Below are 16,172 nucleotides of genomic sequence, written 5' to 3'. Positions count from 1 at the left end.
GTTCATAAAAATACTGTTACTCACGACAACACTGTTATTTGCGAGAAAGTGGTGACTTACGAAATTAGGATTAGGCGGTAAAATGCAGCTTTTCTATCACTTCAGAGAACTGAACTTTTTCCGGTAGCTGTGTTTGTAGCGTGGTTAACGCTTCCACCTGCTTATTAGGCAATGCTTTGTTAGAGAAGAAATGCACAACCTGATAACGAGACAGCACCTTGTGATCAATCAAACCTGATATATCTTCTACTCTATCAATCAGAGTGATGTGATAACCCTGTTCGCAAAGCTTCGCTGCTTGTATCCAGCCATCTGTGGATCGAACTTGATCGAAACTAACAAGTAAACACTTCCCTTTTGTTGACGCTTTGTTCTCTGATTCCACTACATACGCGAGCCGTGTAATCAAGCAAGTCTGAAACAAGCCCATTTGCAAAGATCGTAAGGAAATTTTAACGAGCTCAAGAGCGTCCAATATTGGATTGATGAACTGTTCAACAACAATATCCAATGGGTATTCTTTAAGCACACGTGACAACAACGTTTCCGTTTTACCTCTGTTGAGCTCTGACAATGCCTCTAGCACCGCTTCCGATTCTTCTAAACGTTGCTTGTGAGGAGGTAACGATGTGTTAATCGGTTGCCCGAGTAGTTCTTTTACCTTACCTATCGCAACCCCTTTCGCTAACCAACTTTGCACCTCACGAATAACATCGACATCTTGTTGGCGAAATACACGATGTCCTTTGTCTGTTCTCTGTGGCTGTATTAAGTTGTAACGTCGTTGCCAAGCGCGAAGCGTAACCGGCTTAACACCGGTTAGCTCTGAAACATCTCGGATAGCATATAATTTCTCTTCTTTGCTACAAACCATAGCGTAATCTCATCTCCTGTGGATGTGGGTCTATGTACTTTTGCTTTTGTAGATACTCATCTGGGTAAGCATTAAGGTAGTGTTTAATCAACGTAAGAGGCGCAAGCAACGGCAATAAGCCTGTACGATAATCACTGATCACGGTAGCCAGCTCGGCTTTTTCTTCTGGATTCAGTGAGCGCTTAAAGTAACCTTGCAAGTGCATCAAAACGTTTGTGTTATTTTTACGGCTTGCCCGATTCTGCAACGCTTTCATTAAACCTAGGCGATACAGACTATGAAAAGTATCCATATCATAACTCGCGATATCTGCGACTAAACGTCCTAACGATTTATACGATTCTGGGTGATGTGCCATTAACGTTAACTTATAGCGAGAGTGAAACTCGATGATCTTGCCGCGGGTTGGCTCACCACCCATCGACTCATAAAAGTCATTTAGGCAGTAAACGCGGGTAATGAAGTTCTCTTTTAGTACTGGATCATTTAAGCGTCCATCTTCTTCAACGGGTAGCCACGGCATTTTTTCCATTAGGGTCTTGGTGTAGAGCCCCACCCCCTCTTTCGCCGCATTGTTCTTACTGTACACTTTTACGCGTTCCATGCCACAAGTCGGGGATTTAGCACATACGATGTAGCCACACAGCTGTTCCCCTTGAAGCTCGTTCACTTTGTTTTCTGAATACGTCAGCATTTTATCGGTATGGTCGTTTTCAGGATTTTTGGTTTCCACCAATGCAATGCGCTCTTCGTTACTCACTAGGCGAATGGTTGGTCTAGGCACTGTCATGCCAACCCCCACTTCTGGACATACAGGCACGAAACTGAAGTATCCATCTAATTCTTTAGTAACGAAGTTGCTGATTTTGTGTCCTGAGTCGAAACGCACACGTTGACCCATTACACAAGAACTAATACCTACTTTGATTGATGATTCCATGATGCCGCGCCCCTATACAAAATGTTTTGTTGTATAACTTATAGCAAGTGATATAAGTTTGTACAAGATATTAATTTGTACAACACTAACTTTTACTGCCACGTCTTAGATTCGATCAGAAAATTTTTTAAAATACTGGCATCTCTAAAAAGCCTACGAAACCACTAAATAACTCACGAGCAAATCGATTGCCCCACCGCTTTCAACATATTTAGTTATCAACAAGAAGTTTTACTGAGAAAACGAACCATTTTGTGACTTAACTCTCAAGTACCTCTTGGTCGTCCCGATATTATTGCCTCAAAGAAAACGAACAAGTTCAACAGAATTGGTAATAGCGTCCTATACTAGAGGCGTTTTATCTGAACAAAACTTTGGAGAGCACTTATGGCAACCCCACACATTAACGCACAACCAGGTGATTTCGCAGAAACCGTTCTAATGCCGGGCGACCCGTTGCGCGCAAAATACATTGCAGAAACGTTCCTAGAAGATGTGAAACAAGTTTGTGATGTTCGTAACATGTTCGGTTTTACTGGTACTTACAAAGGTAAAAAAGTGTCTGTAATGGGCCATGGTATGGGTATCCCTTCTTGCTGTATCTATGTACACGAACTGATCGCTGAGTACGGCGTGAAAAACGTAATCCGTGTAGGCAGCTGTGGCGCTGTACGTGATGACGTTAAACTGATGGACGTTGTTATCGGTATGGGAGCTTCTACAGACTCAAAAGTTAACCGTATCCGCTTCAACAACCACGACTTCGCTGCCATCGCTGACTACGGTCTTCTAGAAGAAGCGGTTAACCAAGCACGAGCTCAAGAAGTACCGGTTAAAGTTGGTAACGTATTCTCTGCAGACCTGTTCTACACACCAGAAGCCGACCTTTTCGAGAAGATGGAAAAACTAGGCATCCTAGGTGTAGACATGGAAGCGGCTGGTATCTACGGCGTAGCTGCAGACCTAGGCGCGAAAGCGCTAACTATCCTGACAGTTTCTGACCACATCATCCGTGGTGAAAAACTAAGCTCTGAAGAGCGTCAGAAGTCATTTAACGACATGATGAAAGTGGCTCTAGAAACCGCAATCAACATCTAAGAAACAAATATACCCAGGCAACCCCGAGATTCTTGGGTATAAGTAGTAAATTGCAGCCGGAGCCTGACCGGCTGCTCGAATTATCCCGAGGGGGCGATTGTGTCTAACGGCGAACTGCCAAAGGACGCAGATGGGTTACAACTCAACTTTTGTAAAACATTGGCGTGTGACAACTTTGGATTGAGCGATGCAAAGCGATACGTTTTGCAACATGCTAACCCTAAACGTCCGGCGATGGTATGCCGTGAATGTGGAGCTTTCCCCCCCTTACTTAACAACCGCGATGTGGTGAATGAACTTCATCGCTTGAGACACGTCCACAGCGATGGGTTACCGGCTTGTCGCAATGGTGACTGTGAAAACTTTGGGCTTTCTGTTCATACCCATAAACACCTCTACCATGCTTTTGGTTACAGTGGCGATCGCCAGCGTTACCGATGCAAAGCGTGTCAAAGCACTTTTGTCGACAAATGGTCTGGCATTAATAAAAAGCTTCAGTTCCAAGAGAACTTAATGGGGCTGCTGTTTACTGGTTATTCTGTTCGCGAGATCTGCCGCAAGCTCAATATCAATCCAAAAACGTTTTATGACCATGTTGATCATATTGCAAGCCGTTGCCGTCGTAAACTTGCGACGATTGATGCACGCTGGGTCAACCATGCAAATCATTACGAGCTAGCATCAAACTATGTCGCTCTACAACCTAAAAGTAACAATGGTGTCTATTGGATAGTGTCTGGAGAAGCGCATTCTGGTTATATCCTATGTCAGCATGTTAACTATTCTGTTGATGATGAGCCTGTCGCAAATATCGATCACAATCCTTACGATGAAGTATCACGCTTCGTGTCCCAAGAATACACAGCAGAAGCCAGTGAAGCACCGCCAGCACCATCAAACAAGTTACGAGAACGCATTGACCAAAAATACCAAACGATTTTGGCTCGTGGCAACGTAGAGGATCCACTAGGGAATCTTTCGATTTTCCACTATCCATCTAAAGGCGCATTAATTCGCCCTCCTTACACCTCTTACGCGCATTATTTGCATGTGTTGGATATGTGCAACTCCGAAAAGCGAGTTTCTATCTATATGCCTCAAGATCCCCTGCTTCGCTCTGCAGCATTGAGCGTTTGCTTATCTCGTATTCAAGAAAAAAACGTTGATCTGATGTATGTCGAAGAAGATGCCCATTGGGATATGGCCGCGCCGTTTGGCAAAGTGGATATTGCCTATATGAGTTGGTGGCGAGATCGCTGGGGTATTTCCAATCAAGGAGAAAGTACAAAAGGCATTTGCTACTTAGCTGGCGATAAAAATGAACCTGAGTCGTGGCTCAACGTGGCAACAACTCGTCACATACAGTTCTATCAAAACCGTTTCCAGTTATTGTTTGAGACATTCATTAACGAACCTCGTCGCAAATTACGTCCTGCAGGGATTTTGCCGCTTTTAGATATATTCCGAGCTTGGCATAATTTATGTTACCAAGATAAAGAGGGGCTTACTGCCGCACAGCGATTAAAAGTCACCGATGTCCCGCTCACTATCAAGCAATTATTGTCATAAGTCGCTAACAATCTACTCAATTAATAGTAGTAAATCGAGGCCGGGCGCGGTATACATTCAGTAACCTATTTTTTTACTGTAAGTTATATGTTTACAGTAGCTTACATGTTGATAGTAACTTACATGTTGACAGTAACCAATATGTTTACAGTAAACATATAAGTTTAGGTGTGGTATTCATCCCGCCCTAAGAAGATTGATACATCTAACCACTTATTTTAGATGTAGATTCCAGTTCGTTAGTCATGGATGGAAACGTTGGAAAAAAACCAATTTCAGCTTGAATCTGAACTCGATGCCATTAAAGGCTTAATTAAAGTTGACCCAGAGCGCACTTTTCGTATTGCGGAACAGTGCCTAATACGCGCCGAACAAATACTATTTGTCGACGGTGAAATTAAAGCGCTTCTCGTTATGGCCCATAGCTGCTGGTGCAAAATGGACTATCGACAAGGACTAAAGTTTGTAAAAGACGCGTATAGCAAGCAAGCTCAACTTGATACCGATGAGCACCTCCCAGATATCTTACACTTGTTTGCTCTGCAATATTGGGGGCAGGCTAAGTATTACTCCGCTCAACAGTACTGGATCAACGCGTTAGAACAGTCTGCTCTCGTCGACAACATCGAAATGCAAATTGAAGCACTCGTTGGCATAGGGAATGTTTGGCGTATCACCAATGAATATAAGCTCGCAGCATCTACCCATGAGTTAGCCGTCAAAGTCGCAAACAATGCGCGCATTACCTATTTAGAGGGAAAAGCAAGAATATTGCTCGCGTGGGATTTCTATCTGCTACAAAATTATGCAGAGATGTTAACCGTATTAGATGGTGCAACGGAAATATTAAAATCCCATGATGACAATACGTGGCATGCTGAAGTTTGGGATTTTAGAGGCTTGGCTTTCCTCGGTTTAGGGCGACTTGACGCTGCTGAAAACGCGACTCAAAAAGCCTATAACATCGCTGTTGAGCACGACCTAACATGGATGAAAGCGCACTCATTCATCAGTCGAGCAAGATTGGAATTACTACGAAAAAATACCCAAGAAGCCACAACATTACTTCTCGCTGCAGAAGAGTCCGCCAAAAGCTTCGATAACGGCGAACTACTAAGCCAAATTTGCTTTCAACAATCTCGAGTTTCAGAAGAGCAAGGAGATTACCAAGCTGCATTGCTCGCTTTCCAAAAATATCGCAAGTACGCCCTTAAAATCTTAAAAGAGCAAACCCAGAGAGAGCACTTAGACAAAGCTCAAAGCTCAAAACAACACTTAGATTTACGATCTCGAAAACTCATCAATCGCATTCGAGCTCAGCATGAGTACCGGCCAGAGAAGCAGCTTTCTAAAGTCGTATCTGAAACCTACTGGTGGGAACAACTCGTGTTGTTCAAAACAGAACTAAAAACGTCAAATCACGCGGTAATCATCATTCAACACGATAACTCAGCGATTCTCGATATCTGCACAGAACTATTGCATTCACTCACGACATCTAATGATCTTATCTCCCGACTTAGCCGTGACTATCTTGCTATATTGATTGCCGAAAAAGGACAAGCAGCAGAAGCACTCTATAAAACCATTTGTTCAATAATTGAACTTTACCCTTGGAAACGTCGCGGGCTAGATGACACATTACCCTCGCTTTATTTACAAGACATTCTCACATTTCCGTTCACTCTTGAGCAATTGGAAGAAAATCATACAGAGGTAACGCAGCATGGAACAATTGCTTAATAAAGTAACAAATGCAGGTATGGACCCCTCTGCGGTTACTGGCGAAGAAGCACTCGTTCTCTGGGAGCACATACGTCAATACATTGCCTCAACGAACCTTGACAAAGCCCATTGTCACATCATTAGCGCAGAATATCGCTCCAAGCTACTTCAACACACTGAAAGCATTGAAGAGCTCAGAGCCGCGCTTGAATTACTATCGTTGCCACAAGACATCGATGACATATTGTTAGTGAAAACCAGTTTGAGTGAGCGCTTATTAGAAAAAGGGGCTTATGGTGAAGCGCTGAATGAATATGTCTTAACGGCAAACATCGCGGTGGAATATGGGCGAATCGATCATTACGTGATAGCCATCATCGGAATGGGCAACTTGTGTGATGCATACGGCGATCACAACCGCGCACTGCGCTTTTATCAGAAGATTGATAGTGTCGATCATGCGATCACTAGCCGCTCTCTCAGATTACGCTATAAGCTCTACATGCTGTCTTGTTACATTAGCCTGCAACGTATTGGCGCCGCCACCGAACAACTCAATGAATGTGAAGAGCTGAGTATCTTGGTGAGTGATAAAAACCTCACAAGTCAGATCCACCTCTATCGTTCAAAGTTACATCGTCTACAAAAAGAACACCAACAGGCTATCGTCGCACTTTCTCGGATTCAATATGCCACAGGCAAAGCGCATGCACAGTGGTTATCTGTGATGGTAAAAATTGAAACGGCCTATTGCTTACACGAATTTGGGCACCATCCACTAGCAAACTTGCTACTTGACTCAATTGGTAAACGAATCAACCCAACAACATCACCGTTGATCGCAATGCGCTTTTACAATGCAATGAGCCAAATAGCGGCATCACAGAACAAGTTTCAACTTGCACTCGATTATGAAAAAAGGGCATTTCAAATTGAGTCGGATCTTATCAAACATATCCCTATCAGTGATCTAGGTTCTGCTCAATTACGCCGCCTTTCGCGCTTTGAACTCCAGCTAAAACTCATTATTTCTGAAATTGAAAACAAAGAGCTCAAAGAAACAACAAAACTGCATAAAAATGCAGTAGCACAATTACAACAAGATGTGTTGACAGATCCGCTCACCTCACTCCACAACCGTCGATGGCTAGAGGTAAAACTCAAAGAACTACTACTGAATGAGAAACCTTTTGCCTTACTGGTCATTGATATCGACCATTTTAAGTCCATTAATGATGAACTCAGCCATTTAGTCGGAGATAAAGCGATACAAACGGTATCGCAAGAACTTTCGAAATACTTCAAGTTTCATGGCGCATCATGCATCCGTTTCGGTGGTGAAGAGTTTTTGGTGATCCTAGAAAATACTGAACTCGCTCAAGCACAAGTCCATGCTGAAAACTATCGAAAACGAATCCATCAATTTTCGTGGCATAATATTCTCGGAGAGCGCGGATTGACGGTTTCTGTTGGTGTTACATTACATCGCGACGGAGAGAATACTCAGCGTACCTTTTATCGTGCTGACAAGGCCTTATATCGAGCCAAAGCAAATGGCCGTAACCAAGTATGCAGTGAACTATAAATAGCATGTGATTTAAAATGCCCCAAGGTCTTTGGTCTATGGTCTATAGTCTATGGTCTATGGTCTATGGTCTATGGTCTATGGTCTATGGGGCATTTATCGTGTGAGCGAACACCTCAAAGGAAAAATAACGAAATCCCGCCTAAAGCAACTAAAGTACCAACGATACTCTTCCCTCCTACCTTTTCACCTTTGAGCATGTAAATGACCAAAATAAAAAGCGGACTGGTGGCGATCAACGTTTGTGCAATCGCGGGGTTAGCGTATTTAAGCGCGACTTGCTGTAACCACAGCGCGAGAAATGTTCCAACAAAAATCGCCATCAATAGCCACCTTAAAGCCTTTCCCCCCATCTCTGAAACATGTCGTTGTATTCCATTAAATGGCTCTGGTTCGATGAATTTAATCACCAAAGCGACAGCCAATACACCAATACTCAATCGAATTAATGCGCCGAGCAAAGGCGGTAAATCACCCGCCACTAATGCATAGTGGGAAATGACCACGCCAGACGCTTGACATACGCTGGCTAATAGGCCGAATCCAATGCCACTCCAGCAAGTAGCCTCGCCCGAGGAAGAAGGTTGAAAAACAACAAAAGTCACCGCTGCGGTCGTAACAACGACACCAAGCCAGCTTTGTAATGTTAATTCTGAGCCTAAAAAGACGAGAGCGAGAACGCCAGATAACGGGGGCGCAAGGGATTCCAGTAAAAGCGTTTTATTCGGCCCAATGCGCTTTAACGCTGCGAAATAGGCAGAATCACCAATAGCAATACCTATCACACCAGAAACCGCTAACACTGCTAAGTGAAGCGGCTCTATTTCCGATGGGAACTCTTGAGGTAAAAAAGGCATCACCGCAAGCATCATTGCGCAAGCTACAATGCCTTTCACTATATTCAATTGCATTGCCGAAAAGCGATGACTAAATTGGCTGTAGATCCACGTCGCAATAGCCCACACAAACGCTGCACAAATTGCAGCGATTTCACCAGAATATAACACTATCTACTCCCTCGTATTCCATGCCGTATATCTCAATAACCATGGTTTAAGATACAAATAACTTGATTAGACTATGGTTCTACTAAATACTTAAACAGTTAATTTACGTAAGTTTTTCGATTTAGCAACAAACACAGGGAAGTAAGATGTTTCTAGACTATTTTGCGCTTGGGTTACTTATATTCGTTGCTTTGGTTATCTTCTACGGAATTATCGTGATCCACGACATTCCTTACGAAATAGCAAAAGAGCGCGAGCATCCTCACCAAGACGCAATTCACTATGCTGGCTGGGTCAGCCTTTTCACTTTACACGCACTATGGCCGTTTCTATGGATATGGGCAACCTTATGGCGTAAAGAACGTGGTTGGGGTTTCAAACAACTGGAACAAGAAACCCATGATATTCACCATCGCCTTGAAGAGCTTATTGATGAAGTTAATGCGCTAAAAAAAGAAGTATCTACACTAAAAAGCCAAAAAACAACACAACAAGAACAAGGTAAGGAGGATCAATAATGGATTTACTACTGGTTCTGACTTACGCTGCGATTTGTATCGCTATTTTTAAAGTTTTCAACATACCACTCAATAAATGGACGGTGCCTACTGCTGTTCTTGGTGGTGTAGTGTTGGTCGGTACACTTATCCTGTTAATGAACTATAACCATCCGTTCACTCAAATTGGTAACCAAGTGTTCTCAACAACACCTGTCGTGTCGGGCGTGCGAGGTCGTGTTATCGACGTGCCTGTTCAGCCAAACCAACCTTTAGCGAAAGGAGACGTGTTGTTCCGTATCGATCCAATCCCATTTCAAGCGGAAGTGGATAAGCTTCGAGCAAAAGTGAAAGAAGCAAGCCAAGGTGCACTTGGGCTTGAGTCAAGCTTACAAGAAGCGGATGCTGCGGTACTAAAAGCACTGGCGGAAAGAGACAAAGCACAACGTGAGTTCGACCGTTACAAGCGCGGCTTTGACCGTGGTGCATTTACTGAACAACAACTCGACACGCGTCGACAAGCCTTTAAAGCGGCTCAAGCAGCACTGGAAGTGGCTGAGTCAAAACAAGATCAAGCGAAAATCGCCTTAGATTCTGAGGTCGGTGGTGAGAATACCCAAGTTGCATCATTACTCGCAGAACTAAGAAAAGCCGAGTTCAACCTTGAGCAAACCATCGTAACAGCACCAACTGACGGTTATGTGACTCAATTGGCATTACGCCCAGGTGTTATGGCCGTGCCTTTGCCTCTTGCGCCAGTCATGACGTTCGTTCATACCGAAGAGAAACTCTACACCGCGGCTTTTCGTCAAAATTCACTGCAACGTCTTGAGCCTGGTTTTGAGGCAGAATTTATGTTTCGAGCACTTCCTGGGAAGATCTTCAAAGGCAAAGTGGTTGAGGTACTGCCGGCTATTGGGGAAAGCCAATTCCAAGCAAGAGGTGCATTACTAGGAACGGAAGCGTTAAGAACAAGCGGACGAGTGTTCGTCACGCTCAGAGTGACTGACGATTTACAAAAGTATCACTTGCCTATGGGTACCGCCGTTGAAGTCGCCGTCTACTCAGACAGTTTCTCCCATGTTTCGGTCATGCGGAAAGTCCTCATTCGCATGAAAAGTTGGCAAAACTACCTTTACCTAGATCATTAATTTGACGGAAAAAACCACACTTAGAAGTGTAACCAGGGGCTGACAGTCAGCCCCTGGTTTCATTTTAGCCATCCAGACAGATAGCATTCCCACTTTCATTTATATTCTGTATAATGCGCGCCTTATTTTTGATGCTTGCTAACAAATTAAGCCAGTAAATAGAATGCGCAGACCATTTCTCGCATTCCCTTAAGAAAAAACAGAGCAAACTACAAGCGACTTGATTGTTTAAGCACCATGTCACTCAATCAGCGCAATAAAAACGCAAGTTAACGTTCTTTAAAATCGACAATGAACTGAGGTTATCTATGAATCTTTCTGCTAAAACCGTGGTGGTTATTGCAATCGGTGCTGCCCTTTATGGTATCGGTGGTCTACCAATGTTTGGTATTCCAGTGTTTGCAAACACAACGCTAAAACCAGCAATGGCGGTCTTGGCACTGTTCTCAGTACTCTTTGGCCCACTTGTGGGTTTCTTAGTCGGCTTCATCGGCCACTGGGTAACAGACTTATTCGCAGGTTGGGGCGTTTGGCTCACGTGGGTACTTGGCTCAGGCATTGTCGGTTTGATCATTGGTCTTTTCCCTTCTCTAACACGCAACCGTCTAGAGAAAGGTGATTTCAATATGAAAGACTTCGCGCTATTCGTAATACTTGCTCTATTAGGCAATGTATTTGGTTATGGCTGCTCTGCTTTCCTAGATACCATTTTGTACGCAGAACCGTTTACTAAAGTATTTACCCAACTGTCTATCATTGCCGTGGGTAACAGTATTCTTATTGCAATTGTTGGCTTCTTCATTCTTAAGTCTGTCGCCAAACGTAACAAGCAAAGCCGCAACTTAACAGAGGCTTAATGTCGAATGACAATCGAATTTTCTAACTTCTCTTTTAGATATGAGTCGCTGGACAAACCGACGCTAAAAAATATCAATCTAAGGATAGAGAAAGGAGAGAAAATCGTCATCATCGGTCCAAGTGGTAGTGGGAAATCTACCCTTGGCCAATGTCTTAACGGACTGATTCCACATGCAATCAAAGGGGAAGTCACAGGCTCGTTGACCATCAACGGTCTTGATGCTGCGCCTTTTGATATGCACCAATATACCGAGCAAGTTGGCACTGTACTTCAAGATACTGACAGCCAATTTGTTGGGTTAAGCATTGGTGAAGACATCGCATTCGCATTGGAAAACCAGCTCATGTCTAACATCGACATGTACCCGTTGGTCAAAGCCACGGCGAAAATGGTCGACTTAGACCAGATGCTAAAACGTTCCCCACACGATCTTTCTGGTGGGCAAAAACAGCGCGTTTCTTTGGCGGGTATTCTCGTCGATGACGTCGATATTTTGCTATTCGATGAGCCACTTGCCGCGCTTGACCCGAAAACCGGCAAAAAAACCATCGAGATCATTGATGACCTGCATCGTGAAACGGGTAAAACCATCGTCATCATCGAGCATCGTCTTGAGGATGTGCTGCATCGTTCCGTTGACCGTGTCATTTTGATGGAAAGTGGCGAAATTATTGCCGACACAACACCGGATGAACTCTTAGCATCACCATTACTTGCTGAGTATGGTATTCGTGAACCGCTTTATCTATCGGCCCTAAAAACAGCTGGATGTTCAGTAGAATGTGATACAAAGCCATCTAAACTGACGACACTACCGTTGGAACAATACAAACCTACCGTTAATGCATGGTTTGAAGCGTCCCAAACTGATTCATCAAATACTCAAGCAGACATTTTACTTGAAGTACGCAACCTCACCTACTCATACGACGGTGAAAAAAATGCGTTAGAAGATGTGAGTTTTAACGTAAAGCGCGGTGAATTTGTTTCCGTCCTTGGCAAAAATGGGTCTGGTAAGTCTACCATCACAAAACTTGTTATGGGCGTTGTGGAGCCAGACAACGGCAACATGATGCTGAATGGACAAGATCTGAGTGAGCTCACCATTTTTGAACGCAGCCAAAAGGTTGGCGTGGTCATGCAAAACCCAAATCATATGATCTCCCATCACATGATTTTTGATGAGATCGCTTTTGGCCTGCGCAATCGTGGCGTTGATGAGCAACAAGTACAAACCAAAGTTCTCGAAGTGCTAGAGCTGTGTGGTTTGAGCAAATATCGCCACTGGCCGATTGAAGCATTAAGTTATGGTCAGAAAAAGCGGGTTACGATTGCCTCAATTCTTGCTTTAGAGCCGGAGCTACTCATTCTCGATGAACCAACTGCGGGTCAAGACTATCGTAACTATACCTCGATGCTGAGCTTTATCGAGCGACTGAATCGAGAATTGGGTATTACCGTGATGATCATCTCTCACGATATGCATTTGGTATTGGAATACACCACACGCTCTATCGTGATCGCTGACAGCAAACTGATTGCCGATGCGCCAATGACTCAGGTATTCAGTAACCCAACGTTATTAGACCAAGCGAACCTAACCACAACCAGCTTGTACGACCTAGCCCTTGAATTGGACATTGAAGACACAAACGGCTTTATGCTGCATTTTATTGATACAGAGAAAGCCAACCGAGCAAAAACAACGCTCCCTAACAAAAGTGTTGAGAATGAAAACATTGAGAACGTAGTGGCATGAAAGACAACAAGATGAAGTTTGGTATCAACTACATTGATACCCAATCGCCACTGCATCAACTTAATGGCATTACTAAGTTTTTGATGTTCATTGCTTGGGTGACGGTTGTACTCACCACTTTTGATTTACGCATCATTGCGGTGTTGATCGTGACTGGCCTTTGGTTATTAAAAATGACTAAGGTGCCATTCCATGTATACAAGCCGCTATTAATTGGTACGGCTAGCGTCTTGATGATGAATGCCTTGTTTATGTTTGCATTGGCACCGCAACAAGGTTCTGAATACATGGGCTCCACTACGGTACTGCTGTCGTTGCCGGGTAACTACTCACTCACTCAAGAAACCTTGTTTTATCTTGTTACGGTCACCTTGAAATACTTCAGCATGTTCCCGATTGCACTTGTATTCGTCTTTACGACGCATCCGACGGAGTTTGCAGCAAGCTTAAACCGTTTAGGCGTGCCTTACAAAATCGCCTATGCAGTCAGTTTGACGCTGCGCTATTTGCCAGAAGTGAAAAAGGACTTTGTTAACATTATGCATGCTCAACAAGCACGTGGCGTTGAACTCAGCAAGAAAGCACCGTTGTTCACTCGTATTAAGAACGTCGCGAAAATTCTTGGTCCTTTGATCTTCTCAAGCCTAGACCGCGCGGATCAGATCTCAAATGCGATGACGTTACGCGGTTTTGGCCGTCACTCATCACGCACTTGGTACAGTTTAAAGCCACTAACTAAAGCAGATATGATGTGCATGATAGGCATTGCTGTGATTGTTGTCGCGGCGATCAGCAAGCGCGTGTTGGATTCTCAGCTGTTCTGGTATCCGTTCTAAGCTTCAATTATCTAAATCTCAACAAGCTAAGTGTAAAAAAACACAGTATCAAAAACAAAAATGGGATGCCTCTGCATCCCATTTTTTATATCTAACATTCAGTTATGTTATTGATAAAATGACTTAGCTCCAACGCAATATGCGTGTTTCGTTGCCCTCATCTGGCTTCGCCGGAATATTCAATGAAAGCAGTAAACTTATCGCAGCCATCCCTGCCCCGATGTAAAACACACTCGACGGCGACACTAACCAAATCACACCAAAGGTCACAGGAATGACAACCGCTGCAATGTGATTAATGGTAAATGCCACACCAGCAGTCGATGCCATATCGGCAGGATCGGCAATTTTCTGGAAGTACGTTTTAATGGCTAAAGCCAACGCAAAGAACAGGTGGTCAATGATGTACAGCGCCGCCGCCCACTCCGCCGTTTGCACAAGGCCATAGCCCACAAAAACAAAGATTAAGCCGACATACTCAAACACCAGAGCTTTTCGCTCCCCGACCGCACCGATGAAACGACCGATTCGTTTTGCAAATAAGAAGTTAAATAGGTAGTTCACTAAAAACAACAACGTGATGTCGGCAGCAGAATAACCAAACTTCTCTACCATTAGAAAGCCTGCAAATACTGTGAATATCTGACGGCGCGCACCACTCATAAAGGTTAATGCATAGTACAACCAGTACCGCTTACGCAGTACGAGCTTCTTGTTTTGAGGAACTTTGGTTTCAAACTCCGGGAACGTAAAGGCCATCACCATAATTAAAACAAAACCGATACCACCTGCGAGTAAGTACACCGTTTTAAATTCTAATTTAAGCTGCTCTAATAATACCCAAATGGCGCCATAAGTGATTAACGATGCGAGAGCGCCAACAGAAATAAACTTCCCTAACATCTCTGGCGCTTCCTCTTTAGAAAGCCACTGTAGAGAGAGCGATTGCTTAAGCGTTTCAAAATAATGAAAGCCTGTCGACATTAACAACGTGGTAAGAAGTAAACCAAACAAAGTGGGGAAATAACCGGTTAATGCCGTGCCCAAAGTAAGCATCGCAAGAGAAACCAACATAAAACGTTGCTCTCGAATAAAGAGCAGAACGAATACCACCGTGAACGCCAAAAAACCGGGGATTTCACGGACACTCTGTAATAAGCCGATGTCTGCCCCATCAAAGTTGGCTTTTTCAATAACAAAGTTATTAAGCAATGCCATCCATGTTGAGAATGCAATTGGAACAATAATGGAGATAAGTAAGAGGAAGTTTTGTGGCGTCTTCCAACTTTTAGATGCCGTATTCATAACGTTTCCTTAAGGTATTAGAGCGCAATAATAACCTAAATACGATAAATTCACATTACCATCCCAACGAATAACTCTGCTTTATCATGCTAATACTAAAGGGAATATAAAGAATTGTAGGGGATCAACCCGGCACTGGCTTCTTAATCTTCTTTTACGAGGTTATACTGTTTGTTTAGTGCTGCCATAATCCTAAATATCAGACATGATGAAAAAACAAGTCCTCTTCCTATGCACTGGCAATTCTGCTCGCTCCCAGCTTGCTCAAGCGCTGTTCAATCATTTGGCGAATGAACGCTTTCATGCCGACAGTGCTGGTGTTAATCCAAGTGATATTGATCCGCGCGTATTTGATGTTCTCAACGCACGTTCAATCAATAGTGGTGAGCTTTACTCCAAAGATTACTCCGACATCCAAGACAAGCACTACGATTTTGTTATTACCTTATGTGATAACGCCAAAGATGAGTGCGTGATATTTGCCGATGATATTCACCAAATTCACTGGAACTTGTTTGATCCTAAACCTCTGGATGGCATAGAACCATTTGAAAAGACGGCAAAAGATCTCATCGAACGCATTAACTTGTTCTTGCTGCTGAATGAAGACGAAAACACAGCAAACGTTGACCCAAGTAGTTTCTTTAAACTGCTCAGTGACCCACTTCGCTTAAAGATTTTGATGCTATTGGGTGACGAACAGGACCTAACGGTGACTGATCTCAAAAATGCTCTCAACGAGAGCCAGCCTAAAGTATCTCGTCATCTTGCGTTGTTGCGAGATACCACTTTCTTAAAAGACTCACGAGACGGCTTATGGATCCACTACCGCTTGTCTCCATCGTTACCTACTTGGATACTGCACATACTACAGACCGTTAGATTAGGTAATCCAGGAATTATTAACGCAGAAAAATCCCGCTTAAAAGCGTCGCAATTGAACACTAAACCATAGCTATTTAAATGA

14 protein-coding genes are annotated in these 16,172 nt (G+C 43.6%); 10 read left to right on the top strand and 4 right to left on the bottom strand.

Annotated elements, in window-relative coordinates; all coding sequences use genetic code 11:
• Positions 1 to 70 precede the first annotated feature (70 nt).
• Both VA249_RS15975 and VA249_RS15970 read right to left on the bottom strand, forming a co-directional pair.
• The gene (locus VA249_RS15975; protein WP_221071521.1) at positions 71 to 874 is read right to left on the bottom strand and encodes a MerR family transcriptional regulator; all 804 of its coding nucleotides are present in this window, start codon (positions 872 to 874) and stop codon (positions 71 to 73) included.
• A complete protein-coding gene (locus tag VA249_RS15970) occupies positions 864 to 1,814 on the bottom strand; it encodes a YbgA family protein (RefSeq protein ID WP_221071518.1) in 951 nt (316 codons plus the stop codon). Before VA249_RS15970 ends, VA249_RS15975 begins: the two co-directional genes overlap by 11 nt.
• 387 nt (positions 1,815 to 2,201) lie before the next feature.
• Between VA249_RS15970 and deoD the strand changes: the two genes are divergently transcribed.
• The 4 genes from deoD to VA249_RS15950 all read left to right on the top strand — a co-directional run bounded on the left by deoD (position 2,202) and on the right by VA249_RS15950 (position 7,791).
• Entirely contained in the window at positions 2,202 to 2,912 is a 711-nt protein-coding gene (gene deoD, locus VA249_RS15965) for a purine-nucleoside phosphorylase (RefSeq protein ID WP_005441106.1), read from the top strand.
• Between the two features lie 99 nt (positions 2,913 to 3,011).
• The gene (locus VA249_RS15960; RefSeq protein ID WP_221071516.1) at positions 3,012 to 4,481 is read left to right on the top strand and encodes a lactate dehydrogenase; all 1,470 of its coding nucleotides are present in this window, start codon (positions 3,012 to 3,014) and stop codon (positions 4,479 to 4,481) included.
• Between the two features lie 258 nt (positions 4,482 to 4,739).
• On the top strand, positions 4,740 to 6,224 hold the full coding sequence (locus VA249_RS15955) for a tetratricopeptide repeat protein (protein ID WP_221071514.1): 1,485 nt from the start codon (positions 4,740 to 4,742) through the stop codon (positions 6,222 to 6,224).
• Positions 6,208 to 7,791, top strand: a complete 1,584-nt coding sequence (locus VA249_RS15950; RefSeq protein ID WP_221071510.1) for a GGDEF domain-containing protein — start codon at positions 6,208 to 6,210, stop codon at positions 7,789 to 7,791. Before VA249_RS15955 ends, VA249_RS15950 begins: the two co-directional genes overlap by 17 nt.
• 116 nt (positions 7,792 to 7,907) lie before the next feature.
• Here the strand turns inward: VA249_RS15950 and VA249_RS15945 are convergent, their stop codons facing one another.
• Positions 7,908 to 8,798, bottom strand: coding sequence for a DMT family transporter (locus VA249_RS15945; RefSeq protein ID WP_221071508.1), 891 nt, complete (start codon positions 8,796 to 8,798; stop codon positions 7,908 to 7,910).
• 146 nt (positions 8,799 to 8,944) lie between these two features.
• Here VA249_RS15945 and VA249_RS15940 point away from each other — a divergent pair, with 146 nt between their 5' ends.
• The 5 genes from VA249_RS15940 to VA249_RS15920 all read left to right on the top strand — a co-directional run bounded on the left by VA249_RS15940 (position 8,945) and on the right by VA249_RS15920 (position 13,900).
• Positions 8,945 to 9,316 (top strand): DUF3302 domain-containing protein, encoded by a 372-nt coding sequence (locus VA249_RS15940; RefSeq protein WP_221071506.1) that lies wholly within the window; start codon positions 8,945 to 8,947, stop codon positions 9,314 to 9,316.
• On the top strand, positions 9,316 to 10,446 hold the full coding sequence (locus VA249_RS15935) for an HlyD family secretion protein (protein WP_221071504.1): 1,131 nt from the start codon (positions 9,316 to 9,318) through the stop codon (positions 10,444 to 10,446). Before VA249_RS15940 ends, VA249_RS15935 begins: the two co-directional genes overlap by 1 nt.
• Positions 10,447 to 10,754: 308 nt before the next feature.
• On the top strand, positions 10,755 to 11,303 hold the full coding sequence (locus VA249_RS15930) for an ECF-type riboflavin transporter substrate-binding protein (protein ID WP_128812659.1): 549 nt from the start codon (positions 10,755 to 10,757) through the stop codon (positions 11,301 to 11,303).
• 6 nt (positions 11,304 to 11,309) lie between these two features.
• A complete protein-coding gene (locus VA249_RS15925) occupies positions 11,310 to 13,064 on the top strand; it encodes an ABC transporter ATP-binding protein (RefSeq protein ID WP_221071502.1) in 1,755 nt (584 codons plus the stop codon).
• Positions 13,061 to 13,900: an energy-coupling factor transporter transmembrane component T family protein gene (locus VA249_RS15920; RefSeq protein ID WP_211917868.1), complete on the top strand. Its 840-nt coding sequence runs from the start codon at positions 13,061 to 13,063 to the stop codon at positions 13,898 to 13,900. The genes VA249_RS15925 and VA249_RS15920 overlap by 4 nt, the downstream gene beginning before the upstream one ends.
• Before the next feature lie 123 nt (positions 13,901 to 14,023).
• Here the strand turns inward: VA249_RS15920 and VA249_RS15915 are convergent, their stop codons facing one another.
• Positions 14,024 to 15,205, bottom strand: a complete 1,182-nt coding sequence (locus tag VA249_RS15915; protein ID WP_221071500.1) for an MFS transporter — start codon at positions 15,203 to 15,205, stop codon at positions 14,024 to 14,026.
• Between the two features lie 205 nt (positions 15,206 to 15,410).
• On the opposite strand from VA249_RS15915, the gene VA249_RS15910 reads away from it, so the two are divergent.
• Positions 15,411 to 16,160 (top strand): metalloregulator ArsR/SmtB family transcription factor, encoded by a 750-nt coding sequence (locus VA249_RS15910; protein ID WP_221071491.1) that lies wholly within the window; start codon positions 15,411 to 15,413, stop codon positions 16,158 to 16,160.
• The last annotated feature ends 12 nt before the right edge of the window (positions 16,161 to 16,172 follow it).

This window comes from Vibrio alfacsensis, assembly GCF_019670485.1.
Lineage (GTDB): Bacteria > Pseudomonadota > Gammaproteobacteria > Enterobacterales > Vibrionaceae > Vibrio > Vibrio alfacsensis.
This window is presented reverse-complemented; position numbering and strand designations above follow the sequence as displayed.

Coding starts and splice junctions, on each gene's coding strand:
- VA249_RS15915 (WP_221071500.1), bottom strand. CDS start 15,205: ATGAATACGGCATCTAAAAGTTGGAAGACGCCACAAAACTTCCTCTTA.
- VA249_RS15925 (WP_221071502.1), top strand. CDS start 11,310: ATGACAATCGAATTTTCTAACTTCTCTTTTAGATATGAGTCGCTGGAC.
- VA249_RS15935 (WP_221071504.1), top strand. CDS start 9,316: ATGGATTTACTACTGGTTCTGACTTACGCTGCGATTTGTATCGCTATT.
- VA249_RS15970 (WP_221071518.1), bottom strand. CDS start 1,814: ATGGAATCATCAATCAAAGTAGGTATTAGTTCTTGTGTAATGGGTCAA.
- VA249_RS15975 (WP_221071521.1), bottom strand. CDS start 874: ATGGTTTGTAGCAAAGAAGAGAAATTATATGCTATCCGAGATGTTTCA.
- deoD (WP_005441106.1), top strand. CDS start 2,202: ATGGCAACCCCACACATTAACGCACAACCAGGTGATTTCGCAGAAACC.
- VA249_RS15930 (WP_128812659.1), top strand. CDS start 10,755: ATGAATCTTTCTGCTAAAACCGTGGTGGTTATTGCAATCGGTGCTGCC.
- VA249_RS15920 (WP_211917868.1), top strand. CDS start 13,061: ATGAAAGACAACAAGATGAAGTTTGGTATCAACTACATTGATACCCAA.
- VA249_RS15950 (WP_221071510.1), top strand. CDS start 6,208: ATGGAACAATTGCTTAATAAAGTAACAAATGCAGGTATGGACCCCTCT.
- VA249_RS15940 (WP_221071506.1), top strand. CDS start 8,945: ATGTTTCTAGACTATTTTGCGCTTGGGTTACTTATATTCGTTGCTTTG.
- VA249_RS15910 (WP_221071491.1), top strand. CDS start 15,411: ATGATGAAAAAACAAGTCCTCTTCCTATGCACTGGCAATTCTGCTCGC.